Below are 22,769 nucleotides of genomic sequence, written 5' to 3'. Positions count from 1 at the left end.
GGCGGGAGAGCCGCCCTCAGCACGCCGCGACGTTGACCGCGAGCCCCCCTTGCGATGTCTCCTTGTACTTGGCCTGCATGTCCGCGCCGGTCTGGCGCATGGTCTCGATGACCTCGTCGAGCGTCACGCGATGCACGCCGTCGCCGCGCAGCGACAGCGAGGCGGCCACGATCGCCTTGTTGGCCCCGAAGGCGTTGCGCTCGATGCAGGGGATCTGGACAAGCCCGCCGATCGGGTCGCAGGTCATGCCGAGATGGTGCTCCATCGCGATCTCGGCCGCGCTCTCGATCTGCTCGGCCGTGCCCCCAAGCGCGGCGCATAGCCCCGCCGCCGCCATCGCCGAGGCCGAGCCGACCTCGCCCTGGCAGCCGACTTCCGCGCCGGAGATCGACGCGCGGCGCTTGATGAGCCCGCCGATCGCCGTCGCGGTCAGCAAAAACTCGCGGCCACGCTCGACCGACCAGCCGGGGCAGAAGTCGCGGCAATAGCGCAGCACCGCCGGCACGATGCCGGCCGCGCCGTTGGTCGGCGCGGTGACGACGCGCCCGCCGCCGGCGTTCTCCTCGTTGACGGCGAGCGCGTAGAGGCTGACCCAGTCGACGATCTCGTGCGGCGGGCGGCTGTTGATGTGCGCGCGGGCGTCGAGCGACTCGCGCATGCGCTTGGCGCGGCGGCGGACCTTCAATCCGCCCGGCAGCATGCCGTCGTGGCGCATGCCGCGCTCGATGCAGTCGAACATCGCGGCCGCCACGGCGTCGAGCCCGGCCTCGATGTCCGTGAGCGAGCGCCGCGCGAGCTCGTTTTCCAGCTGGGCCTCGGCGATGGTCCATCCGGTCTCGCCGCAGAGCTTCAGCAGCTCTGCGCCGCTGTCGAAGGGCGTGGGATAGACGGTCGAGTCCGCGCTTCCGGCGTCGCGCTCGGTGACCACGAAGCCGCCGCCGATCGAGTAGCAGACGTGCTCGTCCAAGACCCCGCCGTCCGTCCCATAGGCGCGGAACCGCATGCCGTTGGTGTGGAGCGGCAGCAGCTCGACGAAGTCGAACACCACGTCGGCTTCGGGATTGAAGGCGACCGCAGACAGCGTGCCGTCCAGGCTCTTGGCTTCGCGCAAGGCCGCCATGTAGCCGTCGACGAGATCCGGATCGACCGAGGCCGGTTCATGGCCCATGAGGCCGAGGCAGATCGCGACGTCGGTGGCGTGGCCTTTTCCGGTCCAGGCCAGCGACCCGAAGATTTCGGCGGTCACCCGCGCGACGCCGTTCGTCAGCATCACCCGATCACGGAAGGCCTTGGCGGCCGCCATCGGCCCGACCGTGTGCGAGCTCGACGGGCCGACGCCGATCTTGAAGAGGTCGAAGGCTGAGATCATGGACGGCAGCGTAATCCAGAATGACGACGCCCCGAAGGCTGAACCGCTGGCGGGATGACGATCCGCCAGCGGTTTCTCTTCGTCGCGGCCCTCGGGGGGCGAAACGCCGCGACCTCGTGAGGCGCGGATCACTCCACGCCGTAAACCTCGCGGGCGTGCGCCGCGGTCACTTTCCCCTGCGCGATGTCGGCGCGGATCGCCTCCGGATCGCGTTCTTCGGCCAGGCCGTAGCCGCCCGCGCCCGCCATCTCGACGCGGAGCACGTCGCCGGCCTTGAAGCGGCGGGTAAACTTCGAGGGCAGCGCCTCGGCCTTGTCGGTGCCGGGATTCAGCGTGGTGGAGGCTCCGCCGCCCGCGCCGCCGCCGAACAGCCCCAGGGCTTCGACTTGAAGCGGTCGGCGCGCACCTGCACCTGGATGTCGTCGGTCAGGAAGCGGTACTGCCGCACGAGACCGAGCGCCCCGCGATAGCGCCCGGCGCCGCCGGTGTCAGGGAGAAAACCGTATTCGTCGATGACGATTGGGTTTTCGGCCTCGATCAGTTCCACGGGCACGTTGGCGAGGTTGCCGATGCAGTAGGGGCCGGCGTCCTGGCCATCGGAGTCCGGGTTCGCCCCGAGACCCGTGTTGTTGTGGAACTCGAGATGCAGGAACCGGCGTCCGTTCGCATCCGACCCTGAGGCCGCGATCGCGAACTCCGAGCCGCCCGCGCAGGCGGGCATCTGGTCGGGAAGGAGCGTCGCGAGCGCGCCGAGCACGATCGAGCGCAGCCGGAAGCCCACCTGCCCGCGCGAGCCGACCGCGGCCGGGAACGTCACGTCCACGAAGGTGCCGGGCTTGGTCTTGACCGTGATGGCCCGGTAGAGCCCGGCGTTGTTGGGGATCGCGGCGCTGAGCACCGTGCGGATCGCCGCATAGGTGCAGGAGACCGTGAAGGCGCGGTTGCAGTGGACCGCGCCGCCGAGATCGACGTCGGTCTGCGAAAAATCGGCCTCGATCTGGTCGCCGGTCTTGGTGAGTTTCAGGTGGATCCGGATCGGGCCGTTGCCGACGCCGTCGTCGTCGTTCCATTCCTCGAACTCGACCGTCCCGTCCGGGAGCTTCGACAGCTCCGAGCGGGTGAGGATCTCGGCGTAGTCGATGAGGTCGTCGAGATAGGCTTCCAGAACCTCCGGCTTCCACTCGCGCGCGAGCTTCTCGGCCTCAGCGGCCGCCTGGTCGAGCGCGGCGAGCTGGGCGCGGACGTCGCCCATCACACGGTCCGGCACGCGGGTGTTGAACTCGATGATGCGCATCAGCGTCTCGTTGACGAGCCCGCCCGCGACCATCTTCAGCGGCGGGATGCGCAGCCCCTCCTCGAAGATCTCCATGCTGTCGGCGGCGTTGCCGCCCGGCACGCGGCCGCCGAGGTCGCTGTGGTGGAGGATGAGGCTGACGAAGGCGACGCGCTTGCCGTCCACGAACACCGGCTTGAACGTGTAGATGTCGTTGAGGTGACTGCAGCCCGAGTAAGGATCGTTGCTCGCCAGCACGTCGCCTTCGCGCACGTCGTCGCCGAAGTGGGCAAGGCATGCCTCCAGCGCCGGCATGACGACGCCGAGATGGACCGGCACCGCGACGCCCTGCGCCACCAGCCGGCCGGCCCCGTCGCAGACGGCGGCCGAAAAATCCATGGAGTTCTTGACGTTGGAGGTGCGCGCGGTGCGCATCACCATGACGAGAGCGTTGTCCGCGGTGGTGACGAGCGCGTTCTTGAGAAGCTCGCGGCGGACGGGGTCGATCGTGGTCATGTCAAAGGGCTCCGTCAGGCCGCGTCGCGGGTGAGGACGACGTTGTTCCAGCTGTCGCGGGCGGCCGACCAGCCGGGGCGGACCACGATCGTGGTGTCGTATTCCTCGATGATCATGGGACCTGCGGCCGGCGTCGCGGTGAGGTCCGAGCGCGGCGCGACCGGCGTGTCGCGCCACCCGGCCTCGCCGAAGAAGGCGCGGCGGACATGGCGCTCGACGGTCTTTTCGGCGCCGCGGCGGGCGCTGTCGGGCATCCGGGGGCTGGAGGCGAGGCCGCGCGCCACGAGCTTCAGCGCGACGAACTGGATCGCTTCGCCGGGCGAGGCGTAGCCGAAGACCGACTTGTGCTCGGCGTGGAAGGCGGCCGCGAGAGCGTCGAGGCCGCCGGCCTCGTCGATCTCGAGCGTCAGCGGCGAGGTCTGGCCGACATAGCGCAGGTCCGCGAAGAGCTTGGCGCTCTGGGTCTCAGGCGTCCCGAAACCCTCGTCGCGCAGCATGCCGAGGCCGCGCGCCAGCATCGGGGCGGCGGCCAGCGTGACGGCCGCCATGTCGACCTCGTCGAGGCGCTTGTAGAAAGCCGAGACCAGCTGATGTTCGACGTCGGCGAACAGCATGCCGAGCGCCGAGAACAGGCCTGCGACCGGCGGCGCGACGATGCGCGTCATGCCGGCGGCCTCGGCGAGCGAGCAGGCGTGCACCGAGCCGTTCCCGCCGATCGCCAGCATCGTGTATTGCGAGGGATCGCGGCCCTTCTCGGACGAGACGCCGCGCAGCGCCCGCAGCATGGTGGCGTCCGCGATGCTGTGGATGCCGTAGGCGGTGTCGGTCGCCGACAGCCCGACGCGCGAGCCCACCGCTTGAATCGCGTCGGTCGCGGCCTTGACGTCGAGCGACAGCTCGCCGCTGACGAGCGCCTTCGGGTTGAGATAGCCGAGCACGATGTTGGCGTCGGTCACGGTCGGCTGCTGGCCGCCGCGGCCATAGGCGACGGGGCCGGGTTCCGCACCTGCGCTGCGGGGACCGACGGTCAGGCCGCCCGCCGCGTCGCTGGCTGCGATCGAGCCGCCGCCGGCGCCCACTTCCGCGATGTCGATGGTCGGCGTCTGCACGGGATAGCCTGCGCCCTTGATCATGCGGGCGCCGAGCGCCGCCTCGCCGCCGACTTCGGTCTCGGGGCAGAGCGCATAGGCGTGGTTCTCGATCACGGTGGCCTTGGCGGTGGTGCCGCCCATGTCGAACACCAGCATGTCTCCTACGCCGATCTTCTCGCCGAGCCGCTGGCCGCCGAGAACGCCCGCCGCCGGGCCGCTCTCGATGATGTCGATCGGCTGACGCGCCACCGCCTCGCCGGGCGAGACGCCGCCGCTCGACTGCATGATCAGCAGCGGCGCCTTGATCCCGAGCCGGTCGAGCCGGTTCTTCAAGGACTGCACGTACCGCTCGACCACCGGGCGGATGTAGGAGTTCACCACCGTCGTGCTGGTGCGCTCATATTCGCCGAGCTGCGGCAGCAGGTCGACCGAGGCCGTCACCGGCACGCCGGGCAGGCGCTTGGCGAGATAGGCCGCTGCGCGGCGCTCGTGGTCGCCGTTGACGTAGGAGTTGATGAACGCGACCGAGACCGCCTCGACGCCTGCCTCCTCGAACGTCTTGGCGGCGGCTTCCAGGTCAGCGTCGTTCAGCTCGCGGACGATCGCGCCGTCCGCGGCGACGCGTTCGTCGGCTTCGAGGCGCAGGCTGCGCTCAACCAGCGCGTCCTGCTTCTTGTAGTGGATGTCGTAGAGCCGCGGCGTGCGGAAGCGCGCGATCTCGAGAACGTCGCGGAAGCCCTTCGTGGTGAGGAGGCCCGACTTCGCGCCCTTGCGCTCGATGATGGTGTTGGTCGCGACCGTCGTGGCGTGCACGAATTCGGCGATGTCGGCGGCGTTGATCTTGAGTTCATCGAGCAGCGCCGAGACGCCGTTCTCGATGCCCTGGCTGTAGTCCTGCGGGGTCGACAGCACCTTCTTGGAATAGATCACGCCGTCGGCGCTCATCAGCACGACGTCGGTGAACGTGCCGCCGATGTCGACGCCGAGACGATAGGGAGCGGACATGTCAGGACTCGCGGGTTCGGGATGCTGTACGGGTCACCGCAGCTTGGCTGCGGGAGAAATCGGCCACACGTGCTCGATCCGGCCGCCACGGGCGGCGAAGATCGCATCGTGCAGATGGACGGTCGTGTCGGCGTAGCCGACCACGAAGCGGATGACGTCGCCGACGCGCGGGGTCGCGCTGTCGGAGCCGAGTTCGATCTTGCCATGCTCGGCGGAGAACGAGACCGAGGCGACGTCGCCCAAATCGAGCGGGATCGGCGTTCCGGCGTCGACGCTCATCGCCTTCTTGCCGGCGTCGCAGATCACGCGCCGCGGCGTCGGGCGGCTCGTCACCGTGGCGTGGACCGTCAGCCCGTAGGCCACCGGAACGCGGTAGATCGTGCGGTAGCGCGCGTCGCCGAACACGCCGCCGCCGGCCTGAATTTCTGTCACGCCGGGGATCGTGGCGGAGGTCTCGAAGGTGCCGGTGCCGCCGCAGCTGACGACGTCGATCGCGATCCCGTCGCGCCGGCAGAGCTCCGCGCTCGACACCAGCGCGCCGACCGCGTCTTCGATCGCCCAGCGCTTCTCCGTCGGATCGGCGATCTGGGTGGTGTGGCCCTCCCAGGTCATGACGCCGGCGAGGCGCAGTCCCTGAAGGCCGACGAGACGGCGGGCGAGCGCCAGCACCGGCTCGCCCGGCTGGACGCCGGCGCGGCGCGTGCCGGTGTCGACCTCGATCAGGACGGACAGCGTGAGGCCTGCGAGCCGCGCGGCTTCGGCGAGCGCTTCCGCGTTCTCCATGCCGTCGACCGCCACCATCACGTCGGCGCGGGCGGCGAGGTCCATCAGCCGCGCGATCTTGGCAGAGCCCGCGATCTGGTTCGCGATCAGGATGTGGTCGACGCCGGCCCGCGCCATGGTCTCGGCTTCGGAGAGCTTGGCGCAGGTGACGCCGATCGCGCCGGCGGCGAGCAGCAGCTTGGCGACTTCCGGGGACTTGTGGGTCTTGCAGTGCGGGCGCCACGCCACGCCGCCCGCCGCGCAGGCCCCGGAGATGCGCGCGAGGTTCTGCTCCATGACGTCGAGGTCGGCGACGAGCGCCGGCGTGTCGAGCGCCTCGACCCGTTCGCCGATGAGGGCGGCCGCGTCGCTCATGCGGCCCGCCGCTCCTGCTCGCAGCCGCGGAAGAGATGGATGATGAGGCTCGCGTCGACCAGCGCGTCGAGCGACATCACCGCGTCCTCGAGCCCCTGCAGGTTGGCGTCGCCCGCGTCCATGCCCCAGCGCAGGCAGGCGCGGAACTTCGCCACCGTCTCCTCGAGGCTCATCGGGTCATTGGGCGCGCCCTTCATGGTCCAGCGCGTCAGCTCGACCGAACGGCCGCTCTTCAGCTGAAGGCGGATGCGCGCCGGCGGCACCGCGGTCGGCTCCATGTCGGCGGCGTCGGCGCTGTCGAAGATCGAGGCGAAGGACACGTCTTCGGCGGATGCGGTCCGGCGTGAAGGTCGAGATGTCGACCTTGCCGTCGACGAGCGCGGCCGCGAAGGCGTAGGCGGCGTTGAACTGGGCGTGCACCACCGGATTGGGGTGGGACTGATCGAAGCGCGAACCGACGATCTGGCGGTTGACCTTGCCGATCTCGATCACGCCGCTCTCGATGTCGTCCGGCGCGATCCCTTCCGCGCGCACGTCGAGCGCGAGCTGGATCACCGTGTGGGTGCAGCGGCAGCACGGATAGGGCTTCATGGAGAGTTCGCGGATGCGCCAGCTCTCGCCCAGGCCCTCGGTCAGCAGTTCGGGGATCGCCTCGCCGCGCTCGTAGAGCTCGAAGAGGCCCGCCTTGCCGTCGAGATAGCGGTAGGGGCCGGTGACGCCGTGCTTGGCCATCTGGGCGGCGAGCAGCCCGGAGCGGGCCGCAAAGCCCGGGCCGACGCGTTTCGCGAGCGCGCCGTCGGCGATGAACTGCGTGGTGCCGGAGAGCTGCACGAAGGCGAGCGCCATGGCGTGCAGGGTCTTCTCGGCGTCGAGCCCGAACACCTTGGCGCAGGCCGCAGCGGCCGAGATCGAGCCGAACGAGGTCGTCGGGTGCCAGCCCTTGCCGAGCGAGTTGTGGCAGGCGAGGCCGATGCGGCAGAACACCTCGACGCCGACGGCGAGCGCCGTGATGGCCTCGCGGCCTGAGACGTCGCGCTTGGCCTCGATCGCCGCGAGCACCGCGGGAAGGATCACGCAGAAGGCGTGGATGCGCGCCTGATCGTGCTGGTCGTCGAAGTCGAGGCTGTGGGCCGCCGCGCCGTTGGCGAGCGCGGCGGTCGCCGGGTTCGCGGTGCGGCCGTTCAGCAGCAGCGTCGCCTTGCCGGCCGTCTCCCATTCGGTGAGCGCCGAGAGCAGCTCGGTCATGCCCGGGGCCCGGCGCGCGCCGCCGATGACGCCGAGCGTGTCGAGCGTGAAGAGCTTCACGATCTCGACGACGTCCGCCGGGATGTCGTCATAGCCGATCGCTGCGAGCGTCGCGGCGATCTCGCGGCCGATGGAGGGAGCGGTCGTGGTCATGGTCGTCAGGCCGTGATGTCGTGGCGCAGCAGTTCGGAGATCTCGCGGCGCAGTTCGAGGAACTGCGGCTCGAGCTTCATGGCCTCGCGGCGCGGCCGTTCGAACGGCACGACGATCTCCTTCAGCACCCGCGCAGGGCGCTTGGAGAATACGAGGATGCGGTCGGCGAGGTAGAGCGCCTCTTCGATGCCGTGGGTGACGAAGAGCACCATCTTGGGCTCCGCCTCCCAGATCCGGACCAGTTCGTCCTGCAGGATGTCGCGGGTCTGGACGTCGAGGGCGCCGAAGGGCTCGTCCATCAGAAGGAGCTGCGGCTTGACGCAGAAGGCGCGCGCGATGCCGACGCGCTGCTGCATGCCGCCCGACAGCTGGTGCGGCCAGGCGTCTTCGAAGCCCTTGAGGCCGACGAGATGCAGATAGTGGCGCGCGCGCTCGAGCCGCTCCTTCCTGGGAACGCCCATTACCTCAAGCCCGAAGGCGACGTTCTCGAGCGCGCTTCTCCAGGGGAACAGGTCCGCCCCCTGGAACACCATTCCGCGGCCGGTACCGGACTTGCCCGTCACGTCCTGCCCGTCGAGCACCACGCGGCCGGCGTCCACAGACGTCAGGCCGTTGATGATCTGGAGCAGGGTCGACTTCCCGCAGCCTGACGGCCCGAGAAGCGCGACGAACTCGCCCTCCGCCACCTCGAGCGACTGGTCGATGAGGACCGGGACGCTTCCGAACGACTTCGAGACGCCGGAGACCGACAGGCTGGCCATGTCAGGCGAGGTCCTTCAGGGCCTGCTCGAGATAGGTGCGGTCGATCAGCTTGCCGAGATCGACCGTGCCCTTGAGCGCGCCGGCGTCCTTGTAGACGGGCAGCACCTTGGCGAAGGCGTCGGGGTTGAGGTCCTCCATGGCCTTCGGGAAGGCCTTGATCTCGGTCGTGAGCGTCGTCCAGACCGGCTTCAGGAACGCGTCGTCCGCGGCCTTCAGCTCCTTGGACGAGGCGTATTCGGCGACCTGGGACTTGTACCAGTCGAAGTCGTCGTCGGTCTTGCGGAACGAGCCGAGGACCGCCTTCAGAACCGCGACGGCGGCCGCCTTGTTGGCGTCGTCCTTGAGCCACGCGCCGCTCGCGATCACGCCCGCGCTCGGCCAGGAGCCGTATTCCTGCCAGGGCCGGACGAGGATCTGGTAGTTGCCCTTCTGGGCGAGCTGCGCGGCCTGCTCGACATGCATCGGCACGGCGTCGACGCGGCCGGCGACAAGCGCCCGGGCGCGGTCGCCCGACGAGCCCATCTCGATGAAGTTGATGCTCTTCGGGTCGATCTTCTGCTTCATCAGCACGCCGACCAGCATGACGTACATGAAGTCGCCGATGCTGTTGACCGCGATCGCGCCGCCGTGCTTGGCGATCTCCTCGAGGCTCTTGGTCTTGTCGGCGTTGACGACGATGACCTGCGAGGTGTTGGCGTAGGAGAGGCCGATGATCTTGAGGTCGGCGCCGGCTTCGGCGGCGGCGAGCGTCGAGGCGACGTCGGCGTCGCCGAGATCGGCAGCGCCCGCGATCACCTCCTGGGCGATCTGCGGGATTTTCGCCGTCGGACGGACTTCGGCGGCGGTGTAGCCCTCGATCTTGGCGAGGCCGGAGCGCAGCGCCGACTGCATCGGCACGTTGACGGCCGCGGCCGACGCCAGCGTGTTGATCTTGAGCGTGCGGGGGGCCGCCGCGAAGGCGCGGCCCGCGACGCCCGAGCCGAAGGCCACAAGGCCAAGGCCCGCGCCTGCTTTCAGGAGACTGCGGCGGTTCATGCTCTCGAACATCGTCAATTTCCCAGGCGTCCAGAGGGGGCTTCAGGCCTTGGTGCGGCTCGCGTACCAGGGGGCGGATCGATCGGCGACGAAGCGCAGGAGACCGGTGGCCGCGACGCTCAGCGTCATCAGGATCACGATCAGCGCGAAGAGCGGCGCGGTGGAGAGGTCGAGGCCGGCGTTGTTCAGGAGCCCGCCGAAGCCCGCGGAAATGAACATCTCCGCCGTGATCATGGCGCGCAGCGCATGGATCAGGCCGATGCGGGCCGCGATCAGCACGAAGGGATGCAGCGCCGGCAGGATGACGTAGCGGAAGCGCTGGAAATCCGAGGCGCCGAAGGAGAGCGCGACGTTGATCAGCTTCGGCGAGACGCCGCGCGCGGCCTCCGTCATGGTCGTGACCACGTACCAGACGGTCACGAAGAACACGATCGAAACGCACATCACCGGGCCGCGGCCCATCAGGATGATGAAGAGCGGACGATGGCCGCGGCCGAGATGACGATGAACATCTGTGACCAGGGCTTCACCACCGCGAGCACGCGGTCGGAACGGCCCATCGCGACGCCGAGCGGCACGCCGACGCCCATCGCGAGCGCGTAGCCGAGCAGCATCTGCCAGCCCATCGACCAGAGCGCGGGCCAGAATTCGCCGGCCGCGAGCGTCTCGACGAGCGCATGGGCGACCTGCACGGGCGTCGCGACCAGCGCATCGCCGAGGCGAGAACCCAGGATCTGCCAGCCGACGAGCGCGAGTCCGACGCCAGCTGCGTTCACGAGGAGACGGGGCGGCCTCATGACGACGCCCCCTGCCGCCACACGCAGATGCGGCGCTCGATGAGAAGCAGGATCTCCTGCAGCGCGAGCCCGATCATGCAGAGCACCGCGAGCACGCCCAGCACCGCGGCGCTGTCGAGCCGCACCGCCGCCTGCTTCATGATCTGGCCGAGATTGACGGCCGCGAGGAAGAGCTCGGCGGTGATCATGGCGTTCACCGCCCGGACCGCGCCGATGCGCAGCGCCGTGAACAGGAACGGCAGGCTTTCGGGCAGCAGGATGTAGCGGAAGCGCTGCCAGCCGCTCGCCCCGAAGGAGCGCCCGACGTTCAGCAGCTTGCGGTCGGCGTTCTGCGCGCCGGCGCTCGTCACGATGATCATGTCGAAGGTGCACATCATGACGACGAGCGCGACCCGCGCCTCGAAGAAGAGGCCGAACCAGATCATGATGAAGGGCGCCCAGGCGACGCTCGGCACCGCGTAGACGAGGTTCACGATCGGATCGAGCAGGTCGTTGATGAGGCGCACCCGCCCCATCAGCATGCCGATCGGAATGGCGATCGCGCAGGCGATCAGGAAGCCGAGCGCCATGTGCTGCAGCGCGCCGCCGAGCGCGCGGGGCAGCTCGCCGCTCATGGTGAGCTCGACGAGGCGGTTCAGCACGCCCGTGGGCGGCGCAAGCACGAAGCTCGAATAGCCGCTCGCGATGACGTGCCAGACGCCGAGGCCCGCCACGATCGACACGAGGTAGAGCAGCATCAGCGACCGGCGGGCCGGCGCAGGAGCGCGCTTCGGACGGCCGCCGACGGCCGAAAGGGCCGCGTCCGTCATCGAGCGAGATCCTGTGACGCCAAAAACATGCGTGAAACGCCTGTCGAGCCTGCCGCGGCCACTTCCGCGGAACGGCGAGACCCTATATGACTGATCTCGGACATGTATAGTTGACTATGCAGCTTTTTGCGGGAGAGCCGGTTTTGTCGCAGCAGGACTTCGTCCCGCTTTACGTCCGCATCCAGCGCTATCTCCTCGACGAGATCGCGGCGGGCCGGCTCAGCGAGGGCGACCGCACGCCCTCCGAACCCGAGCTCGCCTCGAAGTTCGCGACCACGCGGGCGACGGTCGCGAAGGCGTTCCAGCAGCTCGTCTATGAGGGCGTGATCGTGCGCCGCGCGGGCAGCGGCACCTTCGTGGCGCGCCCCGCCATGAGCGCGCCGATCGATCTGTCCCGCGTGCGGTCATTCGAGGAGCAGCTCGCCGACCGCGGCGCCATCATCGACTACGAGGTGGTGGCGTTCGACAGCCACATGCCGACCCCGCTCGAGATCGAAGCGCTGCATCTGCGCAAGGCCGAGACCGTGTTCCGGCTCGACCGCCTGCGCGTCGTCAGCGGCGAGCGCATGAGCCTGGAGCGCCGCGTCATCCCGGCGAGCTCGGCCGGCGCATGACGCCGATCATGATCCGCACCAAGTCGATCCACCGCATCCTCGACGAGGATTTCGGGCTTCCCGTCCTGCGCGTCGAGGGCTCGATCCGCGCCGGCGTCGCCAAGGGCGCGATCGCCGACCAGCTCGCGGTCAAGCGCGGCGCCCCGGTGCTGATCCGCGACTACGTGCTGCTGAGCGCCGACCGCCGCCCGCTGGTGCGGGGCGAGTCGTTCTACCGGGAAGACTTCCACATTGACTACGTGGTCCAGCAAGAGCTTCGCGATCGGTGATCCCGAGAGCCGCAAGGCCCTCGCGTGAGGTCGGCCGCCCGCCCCGGGCGATAGAACGGGCGGACGGCTCTCCCCACGCCTCGGGCCACGCCCGCGACGCGGGAGTGCAGCTATCCGGGACGCGCGGCGCGCGAAATCAAATCGTCACGTTCGTTTTTGACGCTAATCGGCGGAAATCAGGGATCTCTAAAACCGCATCTTAAGATTTGAGCGATCAAATCGATCCGGGCGATGGTTGTCGGATATGTTACGATGTCCCCACACCTTCGCCCGGACGACGAACGGCTGCGCCTCGCGCGCCTCGACAGCTACGCATTTTCGGCGCGCCCCCGATCCCGAATTCGAGATCGCCAGGCTCGGCGCCGAGGTCTTCCAGACCCCGTTCTGCCTGATCGCGATCACCGGCGAAGAGGAGCACTGGCTGCTCGCGCGCCGGGAATTTCCGCGCCAGTCGCTCGTCCGGACGGGCGCGTTCTGCTGCTACGCCTTCGCCGCCGACGGGCCGTTCGTCTGCCTCGACGCGGCGCAGGACCCGCTTCGCCGGCCACCCGCTGGTGACCGGCGAACCCCACATCCGCTTCTACGCCGGCGGCCCTCATCGACTCCGACGGCGCGCGGCTCGGCGTGCTGTGCGTCGTCGACCGCACGCCGCGCGAGCGCTTTTCAGAACGGGAGGTGGAACTGCTGTCGACGCTCGCGCGGATCGTCTCGACCAAGCTCGAAAAAGCGTCGCAAGGCGCGCGACGGGACGATCGTCCAGGGCTTCGCCGAAGCGAACTCGCTCGCGACCGTCGCGACCGACCACGTCGGACGCATCACCTTCTGGAACCCGGCCGCCGAGCGGATGTTCGGCCGCAGCCGCGACGAGGTGGTCGGCCGGTCGATCGAGATCATCATGCCCGAACGGTTCCGGGCCCAGCACGCCGCGGGCATGCGGCGCATGACCGAGAGCGGAGAGTCGCGCCTCGCCGGCAAGTCGGTCGAGGTCGTCGGCGTCGACGGCGCCGGGCGCGAATTTCCGATCGAGATCACGATCTCGTCCTGGCCGGGCGCGCGCGGCCGCGAATACGGCGCGCATGTGCAGGACATTTCGGAGCGCAAGATCCGGGAGCGCCGGCTCGAGCATCTCGCGCGGCACGATCCGCTCACCGGGCTGCTCAACAAGGCGGCGTTCGGCGAGGAAGTCGCGCGGCTGCTCGGCGAGCACGGGACCGCGACCGCGATCCGGCTCGATCTCCATCGCTTCAAGTCCATCAACGAGACCTTCGGGCACGACGTCGGCGACGCGCTGCTCCAGACCGTCGCGCTCCGGCTGCGGTCCTGCCTCGACGAGACCGCCATCGTGGGCAGGGTCGGGGCCGACGACTTCGCGGCGCTGCTTCCCCATGACGACGAGGGCGCCGCGCGCGAGGTCGCCGCACGCCTGCTGGCGCTCTTCGAGTCGCCGTTCCACGTGTCGCGCTTCGCGATCCCGCTCGCCGCCGCGATCGGTCTCGCCTTCGCCCCGGCGCACGCCGTCGAGGCCGAGGATCTGCTGGCCCGGGCGGAGTTCGCGATGCTGGGCGCGAAGCCCGAGGCCCGAAGCGCCTGCCGCGCCTTCGACGACAGCATGGCCAACCAGCTCGCCGCCCGCCGGGCCTTCAAGGACGAGCTGCGCCGCGCGACCGTGCGCGGCGAATGGGAGCTGTTTCTACCAGCCCCAGGTCGCGCTCGACGACATGACGCTATCGGGCTGCGAGGCGCTGCTCCGATGGCGCCATCCGCAGCGCGGGCTGCTGAGCCCGGCCGCTTTCATGCCGACGCTGGAGACCCATCTCATCGCTTTCGACGTCGGCCGCTGGACGCTCGACGAGGCCTGCCGTCAGCTCGCCGCCTGGCGCGCCGAGGGCCGCGACGTCCCGAGGATCGCGGTCAACCTCTTCGCGGCGCACTTCCACTCAGGCGCGCTGAAGGCCGACGTCGAGGCGGCGCTCGCCCGTAACGGCCTGTCGCCCGAAGACCTCGAAATCGAGATCACGGAGACGATCGCGCTCAATTCCGACGACGACGCGATGCGCTCGCTCAGCGAACTGCGCGACATGGGCGTCGGCCTCGCGCTCGACGACTTCGGAACCGGCTTCGCGTCGCTCTCGACCCTCAAGCGCTTCCCGGTCTCGCGCCTCAAGATCGACCGCTCCTTCGTCCAGGACATCTGCGACAACGCCATGGGCCGCGCGATCGTGGGAGGCCGTCGCCTCGATCGGGCGGAGCCTGTCGATCGAGGTCGTGGCCGAAGGCATCGAACGGGACGAACAGGCGCAGATGGTGCGGCGGCTCGGCTGCCAGATCGGACAGGGGTTCCTGTATTCCAAACCCCAGGCCGCAGACGCGCTGTTCGGTCAGGCTGCGGCCGGCTTCTCGGAGCGCGCCGCGCCGTCAGGAGCCTTGCCCGATCGGGCGCCTGACGCCTAGGCTCGCAGCGCGCGGTCCATCGCGCATCGGGAACAGGCCCGTGGCTGAACGCGGCAAGGACTTCGCCGACATCGCCTACACGATGATGGTCGTGGAGAAGTCCCATTCCATCGAGGCCGTGGCCGCGGCCCTGAACATGAGCTACGCCGCGCTGCACGCCCGGCTGATCAACCGCACCTGCTTCTCGGCCGACGAGATCCGCGGCGTGATCGCCGCAGCGCCGAGCGCGAAGCTCGTCTCCTACCTGCTCGAGGGCACGCGCTTCGTCGCCGCCGACCGCGTCGAGGGCGGGCGCGACGACGTGCCGGCCGCGATCCAGCGCAGCGCCACCCATGTGGTGGTCAACGCAGCCGACATCCTGCACTCGATCGACGAGGCGCTGTCGGACCGCAGGATCGACCACCGAGAGGCGCTGTCCATTCTTGAGGGGATCGAGAACGCCCGCCGCACCCTCGCCTCGCTCAAGCTCAAGATCGAAAGCGCCGGCGTCCATCCGGCGCCGCGGCCGGACGCCGGCGGCTGAGCGCTGACGGCTCGCGTCAGTGGTCGATTTCCAGCCGGCCGCTCTGCGGGTCGAACTTCAGCAGGTTGTTCGGGCCGTTCTCGCGGTAGCCCACCACGTCGCAGCCCGACCAGATCGGCGCCTGCCCCTGCAGAGCCCAGGAGCCGGTCGCGACGCGGGCCTGCATGACCGCATAGGGCGCGGGTTCGCAGCCCTTCTTGAACACCCAGGCCGTGCCGACCATCGACGACACATAGATGCCCGGCGTTTGTTCGTTTTCGTAGACCACCAGAACGTCGCCGGGCTTGATCGTGCCCGCGATCGACGGCTTGGGACGCGAATAGCTGATGACGCCGTTGGTTCCGTCGAGAATGACCTTCGAGCCGTTGTGGTCGATCTCGATCGCCGGGAACTCCGGCTTCTCGGTGACGCGGGGGCGTCGGCCCGTCGCGAGATCGATGAGCCAGCCGCACGCCGACAGCCATCGGCCGCCCATGTAGAGCCTGTGGTCGCCCGCGCTTCCGTCGCACGCGAACTTTTCGGCGATCTTGGCCCCGCCGCGATACACGATGGTCTTGCAATTGAAGGCGCCGCAGGCGTTCGTGTTCGAGCCCTGCACGATCACCGAGCCTCCGGCGCGGGCCGCCTGCAGCTGCGGCCGGTCAACCGGCGCAGCGCTGATCAGGCCGTCGCGATCGGCCGCGATCAGCGCCGCGATTTCAGGATCCTCGGGCGAGACCGGCGCGTAAGCGTGGCGCTCGACGGCGGCGGACGCCGCGCCGGCCGAGACCGCGAACATCAGCGCAGGCAGAGCGAGCCGCGACACCCCGCGCGCCACGCGGGCAGAGACGGACGAGAAACACATTCAGACACCCCCAGTCGGTTACGGGGCGCAGTTCATCACTCAACTTGTGAGAGATTTTATCTCGACATGATTGCAATTTTAGGCAAGCCGTCCGGGCGCGCGCGTCGTCCGCAATGACGGGGGCGCGGCTTCTCGCTATGGATGGCTGCGGTCGGGCGCAAGGCCCCGATCAGGAGCAGATCGACGGAGGCGGAGCGAGCGCGTGGCGTCCGGAAGTGCGAAAGCGACTGAGGCGGTGACGAAGAGGCGCCGGATCGCCGCCACGCCCGTCGACGAAACGAAGACCTCCGACACCTCCCGACGGCAGCGGCGCGTCCTGGCGCGTAAATCCGCGATCCTCGACGCGGCGCTGACGCTGTTCTCGCAATCGGGACTGCACGGCGTCAGCGCCGAGCAGATCGCGGAGCCGCGGACGTCTCGAAGACCAACCTGTTCTACTATTTCGCCTCGAAGGACGAGATCTATGTCGGGGTTCTGAAGCGGCTGCTCGCCGACTGGCTCGCGCCGCTTGAGGCGCTCGATCCCCAGGCTGACCCGATCCGGGCGATCGGCGACTATGTCCGCCTCAAGATGGAGATGTCGCGCGACGAACCGCGCTCGTCCCGGCTGTTCTGCCTCGAGATCGTGCAAGGCGCGCCGATGATCGGGGAGGAGCTCCGAACCTCGCTCAAGGCGCTCGTCGACCGCAAGGCCGGCGTCATCCGCGCATGGAGCGACGCGGGCAAGATCGCGCCCGTCGACCCCCACCATCTCATCTTCATGATCTGGGCCGCGACCCAGCACTATGCGGACTTCTCCGCTCAGGTGGAGGCGATCACGGGACGCACGCTGGACGACCAGAAGTTCTTCGAGGACGCGACCGAGAACGTGCTGCGCGTCGTGCTCGGAGCGCTCTCGCCGCAGCGGGCCGCGGATCCCGCATGACGCCTTCCGCGGCGCCTGTCGCCGCAACTTTCGGCACAAACCGGACCGCACGATAAAAAATCGGACCAAATGGTCCGATCAATCGACGTCCGGATCTCCGCATCGCTCGAACTCAGGGCCGGATCAACATCTGGCACGCGCCCTGCTTAGCCTTTTCCATCTCGTGACGACGCTGCGGTTTCTGCCGCGCAGGAGGACGCGATGCAGATCGGCGTGTTCATTCCCATCGGCAACAACGGCTGGCTGATCTCCGAAACGTCGCCGCAATACAAGCCGACCTTCGAGCTCAACAAGATCGTGACGCAGACGGCCGAACGCCACGGCCTAGATTTCGTGCTCTCGATGATCAAGCTGCGCGGGTTTGGCGGGAAGACCGAGTTCTGGGACCACAATCTCGAGTCCTTCACCCTCATGGCGGGGCTCGCCGCCGTCACCACGAAGATCAAGCTCTTCGCCACCGCCGCGACGCTGGTGGTACCGCCTGCGATCGCGGCCCGCATGGCGTCCACCATCGACTCCATTTCGGGCGGCCGCTTCGGCCTCAACGTCATCACCGGCTGGCAGAAGCCGGAATATTCCCAGATGGGCGTGTGGCCGGGCGACGAGTATTTCGGCCGCCGTTACGAATATCTCTCCGAATATGTCCAGATCCTGCGCGAGCTCTGGGAGACCGGCGTCTCGGATCGGAAGAGCGAATTCTTCCAGATGGACGACTGCCGCCTGAGCCCCCGGCCGCAGGCCGACATGAAGATCATCTGCGCCGGGCAGAGCGCGGCCGGGATGGCGTTTCCGCCCAATACGCCGACTATAATTTCTGCTTCGGCAAGGGTTTCAACACCCCGACGGCCTTCGCCCCGACCGCGGCGAAGCTCGCGGAGGCGGCTGCGAAGACGGGGCGAAACGTCACCTCCTTCGCGCTCTTCATGATCATCGCCGACGAGACCGACGAGGCCGCCCGCGCCAAGTGGGAGCTCTACAAGTCGGGCGCCGACCAGGACGCGCTTAAATGGCTCGTCGACCAGTCGAACGTCGACAAGTCCTCCGGGGCCGACACCAACGTGAAGCAGATGATCGAGCCGACCTCGGCGGTGAACATCAACATGGGAACGCTGGTCGGCTCCTATGAGACCGTCGCGACGCTGCTCGACGAGGTCTCGACCGTGCCCGGCTGCGAGGGCGTGCTGCTGACCTTCGACGACTTCATCAAGGGCGTCGACGAGTTCGGAACGCGCATCCAGCCGCTGATGAAGAGCCGCGCCGGGATCGCCGCGCCGGCGCCCGAACTGGCGGCGGTCTGATGGCGGCGCCCCTCCACGCCGGCTATGCGCTCGGCGACTCAGCCGACGCAGCTATCGTGCCGGCGCGCCCCGAGCCGCTGTCGCTGAAGCCCGCCGAGACCGCGGTGATCGTCGTCGACATGCAGAACGCCTACGCCTCGAAAGGCGGCTATGTCGACATCGCCGGCTTCGACGTGTCGAAGACCGCCAAGGTCATCGGCAAGATCGGCCAGGTGCTCGACGCCGCGCGCGCGGCCGGCGTCGCCATCGTGCATTTCCAGAACGGCTGGGATCCGGCCTATGTCGAGGCCGGCGGGCCGGGCTCGCCCAATTGGCACAAGTCCAACGCGCTCAAAACCATGCGCGCCCGGCCGGAGCTCGAAGGCCAGCTGCTCGCCAAGGGCGGCTGGGACTACGCGATCGTCGACGAGCTGAAGCCGCAGCCGGGCGACATCCTGATCCCGAAGACGCGCTACAGCGGTTTCTTCAACACCAATGTGGACAGCGTTCTGCGCGCCCGCGGGATCCGCACGCTCGTCTTCGTGGGCGTCGCCACCAATGTCTGCGTCGAGAGTTCGCTCCGCGACGCGTTTCATCTCGAGTATTTCGGCCTGATGCTCGAGGACGCGGTCAATCATCTCGGCCCCGACTACATCCGCGACGCCAGCCTCTACAACATCGAGAAATTCTTTGGCTGGGTGTCCACCGCCGCCGACTTCTGCGGCGCGATCTCCCAGCACGCCGCCGAGGCGCAAGACGACCGATGACTGAGAGGCCTGGATCTCCGCCGCTGCGTGCTTCGAGACGCCGCCCTGCGGACGGCTCCTCAACATGAGGGAGGTTTGCGCTTTAGCGCCCTCAACAATCCTCATGCTGAGGAGCCCGCGCAGCGGGCGTCTCGAAGCACGCACATCGCCAACGCCTCCGACCACACAGGTTTTGAGAAGCCCGCCATGCCCAAGACCATCGTAACGCCGCCCGGGACCGGAAAGCCGATCGCGCCGTTCTCGCCCGGAACGCTCGCCGACGGCGTGCTCTACGTGTCCGGCACCCTGCCCTTCGACAAGGACAACACCGTCGTCCATGTCGGCGACGCCTCCGCGCAGACGCGACATGTTCTGGAGATCATCAAGTCGGTGATCGAGACCGCCGGCGGCACGATGGACGACGTGACCTTCAACCACATCTTCCTCACCGACTGGGCCAACTATGCGGCGATGAACGCGGTCTACGCCGAGTATTTCCCGGGCGAGAAGCCCGCGCGCTACTGCATTCAGTGCGGACTGGTGAAGCCCGACGCGCTCGTCGAGATCGCCTCGATCGCGCATATCGGCAAGGCCTGACGTTGAACTACACATCGACTGGCCGCGAAGGCGCGGAGACGGTGCTTCTATCGACGGGGCTCGGCGGCTTCGGCGCGTTCTGGAAGCCTCAGCTCGCCGCGCTCGAGCAGCGCTTCCGCGTGATCGTCTACGACCACCGCGGCTGCGGCGCGAACGCCGGCCCGCTGCCCAACGGCTATGCGATCGCGCACATGGCCGACGACGTCGTGGAGATCCTCGACGCGGCGGGCGTCGGCCGCTGTCATTTCGCCGGCCACGCGCTCGGCGGGCTGGTGGGGCTCGAGCTTGCGCTCAAGTCCCCGGAGAGGCTCGCGACCCTGACCCTCGTCAACGCCTGGGCCGCGGTCTCCCTGCATACGCTGCGCTGCTTCGAGGCGCGGCTCGCGCTGCTGCGGCATGTCGGGGTCGAGGCCTATGTGAAGGCGCAGCCGATCTTCCTCTATTCCGCGGCCCATGCGGCGGCCAACGCCGAGGCGATCGACCGCGAGGTCGCGCACGCCATCGCGGCGTTCCAGGGCGAAGAAACCCTGCTGAGGCGCGTCTCCGCGCTTTCGGCCTTCGACGTCCGCGACCGGCTTGGCGAGATCGCCGTCCCGACGCTTGTCGCCGCCTCCCGCGACGACGTGCTCGCGCCCTGGACCGCCTCGCGCGATCTCGCCGAACGATTGCCCGCAGCAGAGCTCTGGATGGCCGAGAGCGGCGGCCACGCGTTCACGGTCGTCGATCCAAAGCCCTTCAATGATGTGCTGTTGCACTTTCTTGCGAAGGGCGGCATGCCGGCGTCTTCCTCGAACGCCGCCGACGGCCTCTCATGATCGACACGCTCATCCGCGACGCGACCCTGCCCGACGGCCGCAAGGGGATCGACCTTGCGATGTCGGGCGGGAAGATCACGGCGATCGAGCGCGGGATCGCGGCGGAGGCCGGCGAGATCGTCGACGCCGCCGGGCGGCTCGTCTCGCCGCCCTTCGTCGATCCGCATTTCCACATGGACGCGACGCTGTCGCTCGGCAGCCCTCGCCTCAACGTATCCGGCACCCTGCTCGAGGGCATCGCGCTCTGGGGCGAGCTGAAGCCGCTGCTCACCCATGACGCCATGGTCGAGCGGGCGCTGCGCTATTGCGACCTCGCGGTCGCCCAAGGCCTGCTCGCGATCCGCAGCCATGTCGACGTCTCGGACCCGCGGCTCCTCACCGTCGAGGCGCTGCTCGACGTTCGCGAGCGGGTGAAGCCCTACATCGACCTCCAGCTCGTCGCCTTCCCGCAGCACGGCTATTTTCGCAGCGGCGGCGCGGTCGCGGCGCTCGAAAAGGCGCTCGACATGGGAGTCGAGGTCATCGGCGGCATCCCGCATTTCGAACGCACCATGGCGGACGGGACGGCGTCGGTCGAAGCGCTCTGCCGGCTCGCCGCGGAGCGCGGCCTGCGCGTCGATCTCCATTGCGACGAGAGCGACGATCCGCTGTCGCGCCATGTCGAGACGCTGGCGGCCGAGACGGTTCGGCACGGGCTGCAGGGCCGCGTGGTCGGCTCGCACTGCACCTCCATGCACTCGATGGACAACTACTACGCCTCGAAGCTGATCTCGCTGATTGCGGAGGCGGAGCTCTCGGTCGTCGCCAATCCGCTGATCAACATCACGCTTCAGGGCCGGCACGACAGCTATCCAAAGCGCCGCGGCATGACGCGCGTGCCCGAATTGAAGGCGGCCGGGGTCAACGTCGCCTTCGGGCACGACTGCGTCATGGACCCCTGGTACTCGCTCGGGAGCGGCGACATGCTCGAGGTCGCCCATATGGCGATCCACGCCGCCCCCATGACCTCGCGGGAGGCGATGCGCGGCGCCTTCGACAGCGTCACGATCAACGGCGCCAAGGCCATGGGGCTTGAGGGCTACGGCCTCTCGGTCGGCGCGAGCGCCGACCTCGTGATGCTGCAGGCCGCCGACCCGATCGAGGCCATCCGCCTCAAAGCCACGCGTCTCCTCGTGATGAAGGCCGGCAAGGTTCTTGCCCGCGCGGCGCCGCGCGTTTCGGAGCTTTCGATCTCAGGCCGTCCGCGATCGTCGACGCCTCGGCCTATGCGCCGCGACTTGATCAGGAATCGGACTGACGGCGCCGAAGTCTTCGTCTTGACGTGAACAGGCGGGCCCGGAAGCCTGTCTTCGAAACGACCGCGACGGTCCGGGGATCGCGGCTCAGGAAAGCATGTCCGACATGGTCCATTTCATGAACCGCAGAGACGTTCTCGCGCTCACGGCCGGCGGCGCCGCGGCGCTCGCGCTTGGGGGCCGCGGCTTCGCGCAAGGGACCAAGATCAAGGTTGCGGGGCTGCATTCGAGCCCGGTCGAGAACGCCTGGAACTCGCGCCTCCACGAGGCGATGCTCGAGGCCGCCAAGGACGGCGTCATCGAATACGTGTTCTCCGAAGGCGTGGCGGGCACCGACTATCCCCGCGCCATGCGCGAATACGCCGAGCAGGGCCACCAGCTGATCGTCGGCGAGTCCTACGCCGCCGAGACCGAAGCAAGGCAGGTCGCCGCCGACTATCCGAAGGTAAGCTTCCTGATGGGCTCGAGCGCGGGCCCCGCCGGCCCGAACTTCGGCGTGTTCGGCACCTGGAACCACGAGGCCGCCTATCTCACCGGCATGCTCGCGGGCAAGACCAGCAAGTCCGGCAAGTTCGGTTCGGTCGGCGCGATCCCGATCCCGGAGATCAACAACACCATCAACGCCTTCCGCGCCGGCGTGAAGGAGACGCGGCCCGACGCTGTGTTCCTCAACGGCTTCATCGGCACCTTCTTCGATCCGCCCAAGGCCAAGGAGGCGGGCCTCGCGCAGATCGACGCCGGCGCCGACATCCTGTTCGGCGAGCGCATCGGCACGGCGGACGCGGCCAAGGACAAAAACGTTCTGTCGATCGGCTCGCTGCGCGATTATTCCCCGCGCTATCCCAAGACCGTGTTCGCCAACGCCATGTGGTACTTCCGGCCGATCCTCGACGGGGCGCTCGCCGACATCCGCGCAGGCAAGCCCACGGGGCAGGACTACAGCCCCTTCAGCTTCATGGCGAAGGGCGGCAACGACGTGCTGTTCGACAAGGAGCTGGTTCCCGCCGAGGCGGTCGCCCTGATGGAAGCCAAGCGCAAGGCGATCAAGGAGGGGAGCTTCACGGTGCCGGTCGACAATTCGGAGCCGTCCTGACGGTTGGCTTCAACATGAAGGCGCCTGGCTCAAACGAACTGCGTGCTTCGAGACGCCGTCCTGCGGACGGCTCCTAGAGCCATGAGGGAGGTTTGCGTTCCGGCGTCCCAAAACGGTCCTCATGCTGAG

The 22,769-nt window shown here is 68.5% G+C and carries 21 protein-coding genes and 5 pseudogenes; 13 read left to right on the top strand and 13 right to left on the bottom strand.

Translation table 11 applies throughout. The features are described from left to right. Positions 1-16: 16 nt before the first annotated feature. The 12 genes and pseudogenes from K6K41_RS19085 to K6K41_RS19030 form a co-directional block, all read right to left on the bottom strand. Positions 17-1,369, bottom strand: a complete 1,353-nt coding sequence (locus K6K41_RS19085) for an L-serine ammonia-lyase (RefSeq protein ID WP_261401814.1) — start codon at positions 1,367-1,369, stop codon at positions 17-19. Between the two features lie 128 nt (positions 1,370-1,497). Next, positions 1,498-1,632 carry a hypothetical protein gene (locus K6K41_RS19080; RefSeq protein WP_261401813.1) on the bottom strand — a complete coding sequence of 45 codons (135 nt, stop codon included), beginning with the start codon at positions 1,630-1,632 and terminating at the stop codon, positions 1,498-1,500. 21 nt (positions 1,633-1,653) lie between these two features. Then, positions 1,654-3,158 (bottom strand): annotated as a pseudogene (locus tag K6K41_RS19075) (hydantoinase B/oxoprolinase family protein); the annotation flags it as partial. A gap of 14 nt (positions 3,159-3,172) precedes the next feature. Next, a complete protein-coding gene (locus K6K41_RS19070; RefSeq protein ID WP_261401811.1) occupies positions 3,173-5,254 on the bottom strand; it encodes a hydantoinase/oxoprolinase family protein in 2,082 nt (693 codons plus the stop codon). 33 nt (positions 5,255-5,287) lie between these two features. Continuing rightward, positions 5,288-6,391 carry an alanine racemase gene (locus K6K41_RS19065; protein ID WP_261401810.1) on the bottom strand — a complete coding sequence of 368 codons (1,104 nt, stop codon included), beginning with the start codon at positions 6,389-6,391 and terminating at the stop codon, positions 5,288-5,290. Continuing rightward, complete coding sequence (locus tag K6K41_RS19060; protein WP_261401809.1) at positions 6,388-6,588, bottom strand: hypothetical protein; 201 nt, start codon at positions 6,586-6,588, stop codon at positions 6,388-6,390. Before K6K41_RS19060 ends, K6K41_RS19065 begins: the two co-directional genes overlap by 4 nt. Continuing rightward, positions 6,569-7,789, bottom strand: a complete 1,221-nt coding sequence (locus K6K41_RS19055; RefSeq protein WP_261401808.1) for an MmgE/PrpD family protein — start codon at positions 7,787-7,789, stop codon at positions 6,569-6,571. The genes K6K41_RS19060 and K6K41_RS19055 overlap by 20 nt, the downstream gene beginning before the upstream one ends. 5 nt (positions 7,790-7,794) lie before the next feature. After that, positions 7,795-8,550, bottom strand: coding sequence for an ABC transporter ATP-binding protein (locus K6K41_RS19050; RefSeq protein ID WP_261401807.1), 756 nt, complete (start codon positions 8,548-8,550; stop codon positions 7,795-7,797). Between the two features lies 1 nt (position 8,551). Then, entirely contained in the window at positions 8,552-9,598 is a 1,047-nt protein-coding gene (locus K6K41_RS19045; RefSeq protein WP_261401806.1) for an ABC transporter substrate-binding protein, read from the bottom strand. A gap of 30 nt (positions 9,599-9,628) precedes the next feature. Beyond that, a complete protein-coding gene (locus K6K41_RS19040) occupies positions 9,629-10,048 on the bottom strand; it encodes an ABC transporter permease (RefSeq protein ID WP_261401805.1) in 420 nt (139 codons plus the stop codon). Beyond that, the gene (locus K6K41_RS19035; protein ID WP_261401804.1) at positions 10,048-10,383 is read right to left on the bottom strand and encodes a hypothetical protein; all 336 of its coding nucleotides are present in this window, start codon (positions 10,381-10,383) and stop codon (positions 10,048-10,050) included. Before K6K41_RS19035 ends, K6K41_RS19040 begins: the two co-directional genes overlap by 1 nt. Then, positions 10,380-11,192, bottom strand: a complete 813-nt coding sequence (locus tag K6K41_RS19030) for an ABC transporter permease (RefSeq protein ID WP_261401803.1) — start codon at positions 11,190-11,192, stop codon at positions 10,380-10,382. Before K6K41_RS19030 ends, K6K41_RS19035 begins: the two co-directional genes overlap by 4 nt. 116 nt (positions 11,193-11,308) lie before the next feature. Between K6K41_RS19030 and K6K41_RS30610 the strand changes: the two are divergent. The 5 genes and pseudogenes from K6K41_RS30610 (at position 11,309) to K6K41_RS19005 (ending at position 15,049) form a co-directional block, all read left to right on the top strand. Then, a pseudogene (locus K6K41_RS30610) lies at positions 11,309-12,075 on the top strand (GntR family transcriptional regulator). 751 nt (positions 12,076-12,826) lie between these two features. Then, positions 12,827-13,609: pseudogene (locus K6K41_RS30605) on the top strand (diguanylate cyclase domain-containing protein); the annotation flags it as partial. Between the two features lie 184 nt (positions 13,610-13,793). Beyond that, positions 13,794-14,237, top strand: a pseudogene (locus K6K41_RS30600) (EAL domain-containing protein); the annotation flags it as partial. Between the two features lie 103 nt (positions 14,238-14,340). Next, the gene (locus K6K41_RS30595; protein WP_428978534.1) at positions 14,341-14,526 is read left to right on the top strand and encodes a hypothetical protein; all 186 of its coding nucleotides are present in this window, start codon (positions 14,341-14,343) and stop codon (positions 14,524-14,526) included. A gap of 40 nt (positions 14,527-14,566) precedes the next feature. Beyond that, a complete protein-coding gene (locus tag K6K41_RS19005; RefSeq protein WP_261401799.1) occupies positions 14,567-15,049 on the top strand; it encodes a phage regulatory CII family protein in 483 nt (160 codons plus the stop codon). A 16-nt stretch (positions 15,050-15,065) separates the two neighbouring features. Here the strand turns inward: K6K41_RS19005 and K6K41_RS19000 are convergent, their stop codons facing one another. Then, positions 15,066-15,893 (bottom strand): hypothetical protein, encoded by an 828-nt coding sequence (locus tag K6K41_RS19000; RefSeq protein ID WP_261401798.1) that lies wholly within the window; start codon positions 15,891-15,893, stop codon positions 15,066-15,068. 235 nt (positions 15,894-16,128) lie between these two features. On the opposite strand from K6K41_RS19000, the gene K6K41_RS18995 reads away from it, so the two are divergent. The 8 genes and pseudogenes from K6K41_RS18995 to K6K41_RS18960 all read left to right on the top strand — a co-directional run bounded on the left by K6K41_RS18995 (position 16,129) and on the right by K6K41_RS18960 (position 22,640). Next, entirely contained in the window at positions 16,129-16,371 is a 243-nt protein-coding gene (locus K6K41_RS18995) for a TetR family transcriptional regulator (protein WP_261401797.1), read from the top strand. Further along, complete coding sequence (gene rutR / locus K6K41_RS18990) at positions 16,260-16,817, top strand: HTH-type transcriptional regulator RutR (protein WP_315855235.1); 558 nt, start codon at positions 16,260-16,262, stop codon at positions 16,815-16,817. The genes K6K41_RS18995 and rutR overlap by 112 nt, the downstream gene beginning before the upstream one ends. Positions 16,818-17,018: 201 nt before the next feature. Then, positions 17,019-18,115, top strand: a pseudogene (rutA, locus tag K6K41_RS18985) (pyrimidine utilization protein A). After that, on the top strand, positions 18,115-18,861 hold the full coding sequence (gene rutB / locus K6K41_RS18980; RefSeq protein WP_261401796.1) for a pyrimidine utilization protein B: 747 nt from the start codon (positions 18,115-18,117) through the stop codon (positions 18,859-18,861). Before rutA ends, rutB begins: the two are co-directional and overlap by 1 nt. Positions 18,862-19,047: 186 nt before the next feature. Next, positions 19,048-19,437, top strand: a complete 390-nt coding sequence (gene rutC, locus K6K41_RS18975; protein WP_261401795.1) for a pyrimidine utilization protein C — start codon at positions 19,048-19,050, stop codon at positions 19,435-19,437. A 41-nt stretch (positions 19,438-19,478) separates the two neighbouring features. After that, positions 19,479-20,252 carry a pyrimidine utilization protein D gene (rutD, locus tag K6K41_RS18970; protein WP_261401794.1) on the top strand — a complete coding sequence of 258 codons (774 nt, stop codon included), beginning with the start codon at positions 19,479-19,481 and terminating at the stop codon, positions 20,250-20,252. Then, entirely contained in the window at positions 20,249-21,577 is a 1,329-nt protein-coding gene (locus K6K41_RS18965; protein ID WP_261401793.1) for an amidohydrolase family protein, read from the top strand. Before rutD ends, K6K41_RS18965 begins: the two co-directional genes overlap by 4 nt. An 88-nt stretch (positions 21,578-21,665) precedes the next feature. After that, positions 21,666-22,640 (top strand): BMP family protein, encoded by a 975-nt coding sequence (locus K6K41_RS18960; protein WP_261405786.1) that lies wholly within the window; start codon positions 21,666-21,668, stop codon positions 22,638-22,640. Positions 22,641-22,769 lie beyond the last annotated feature (129 nt).

The organism is Chenggangzhangella methanolivorans (assembly GCF_019797865.1).
Classification (GTDB): Bacteria; Pseudomonadota; Alphaproteobacteria; order Rhizobiales; family Methylopilaceae; genus Methylopila; species Methylopila methanolivorans.
This window is presented reverse-complemented; position numbering and strand designations above follow the sequence as displayed.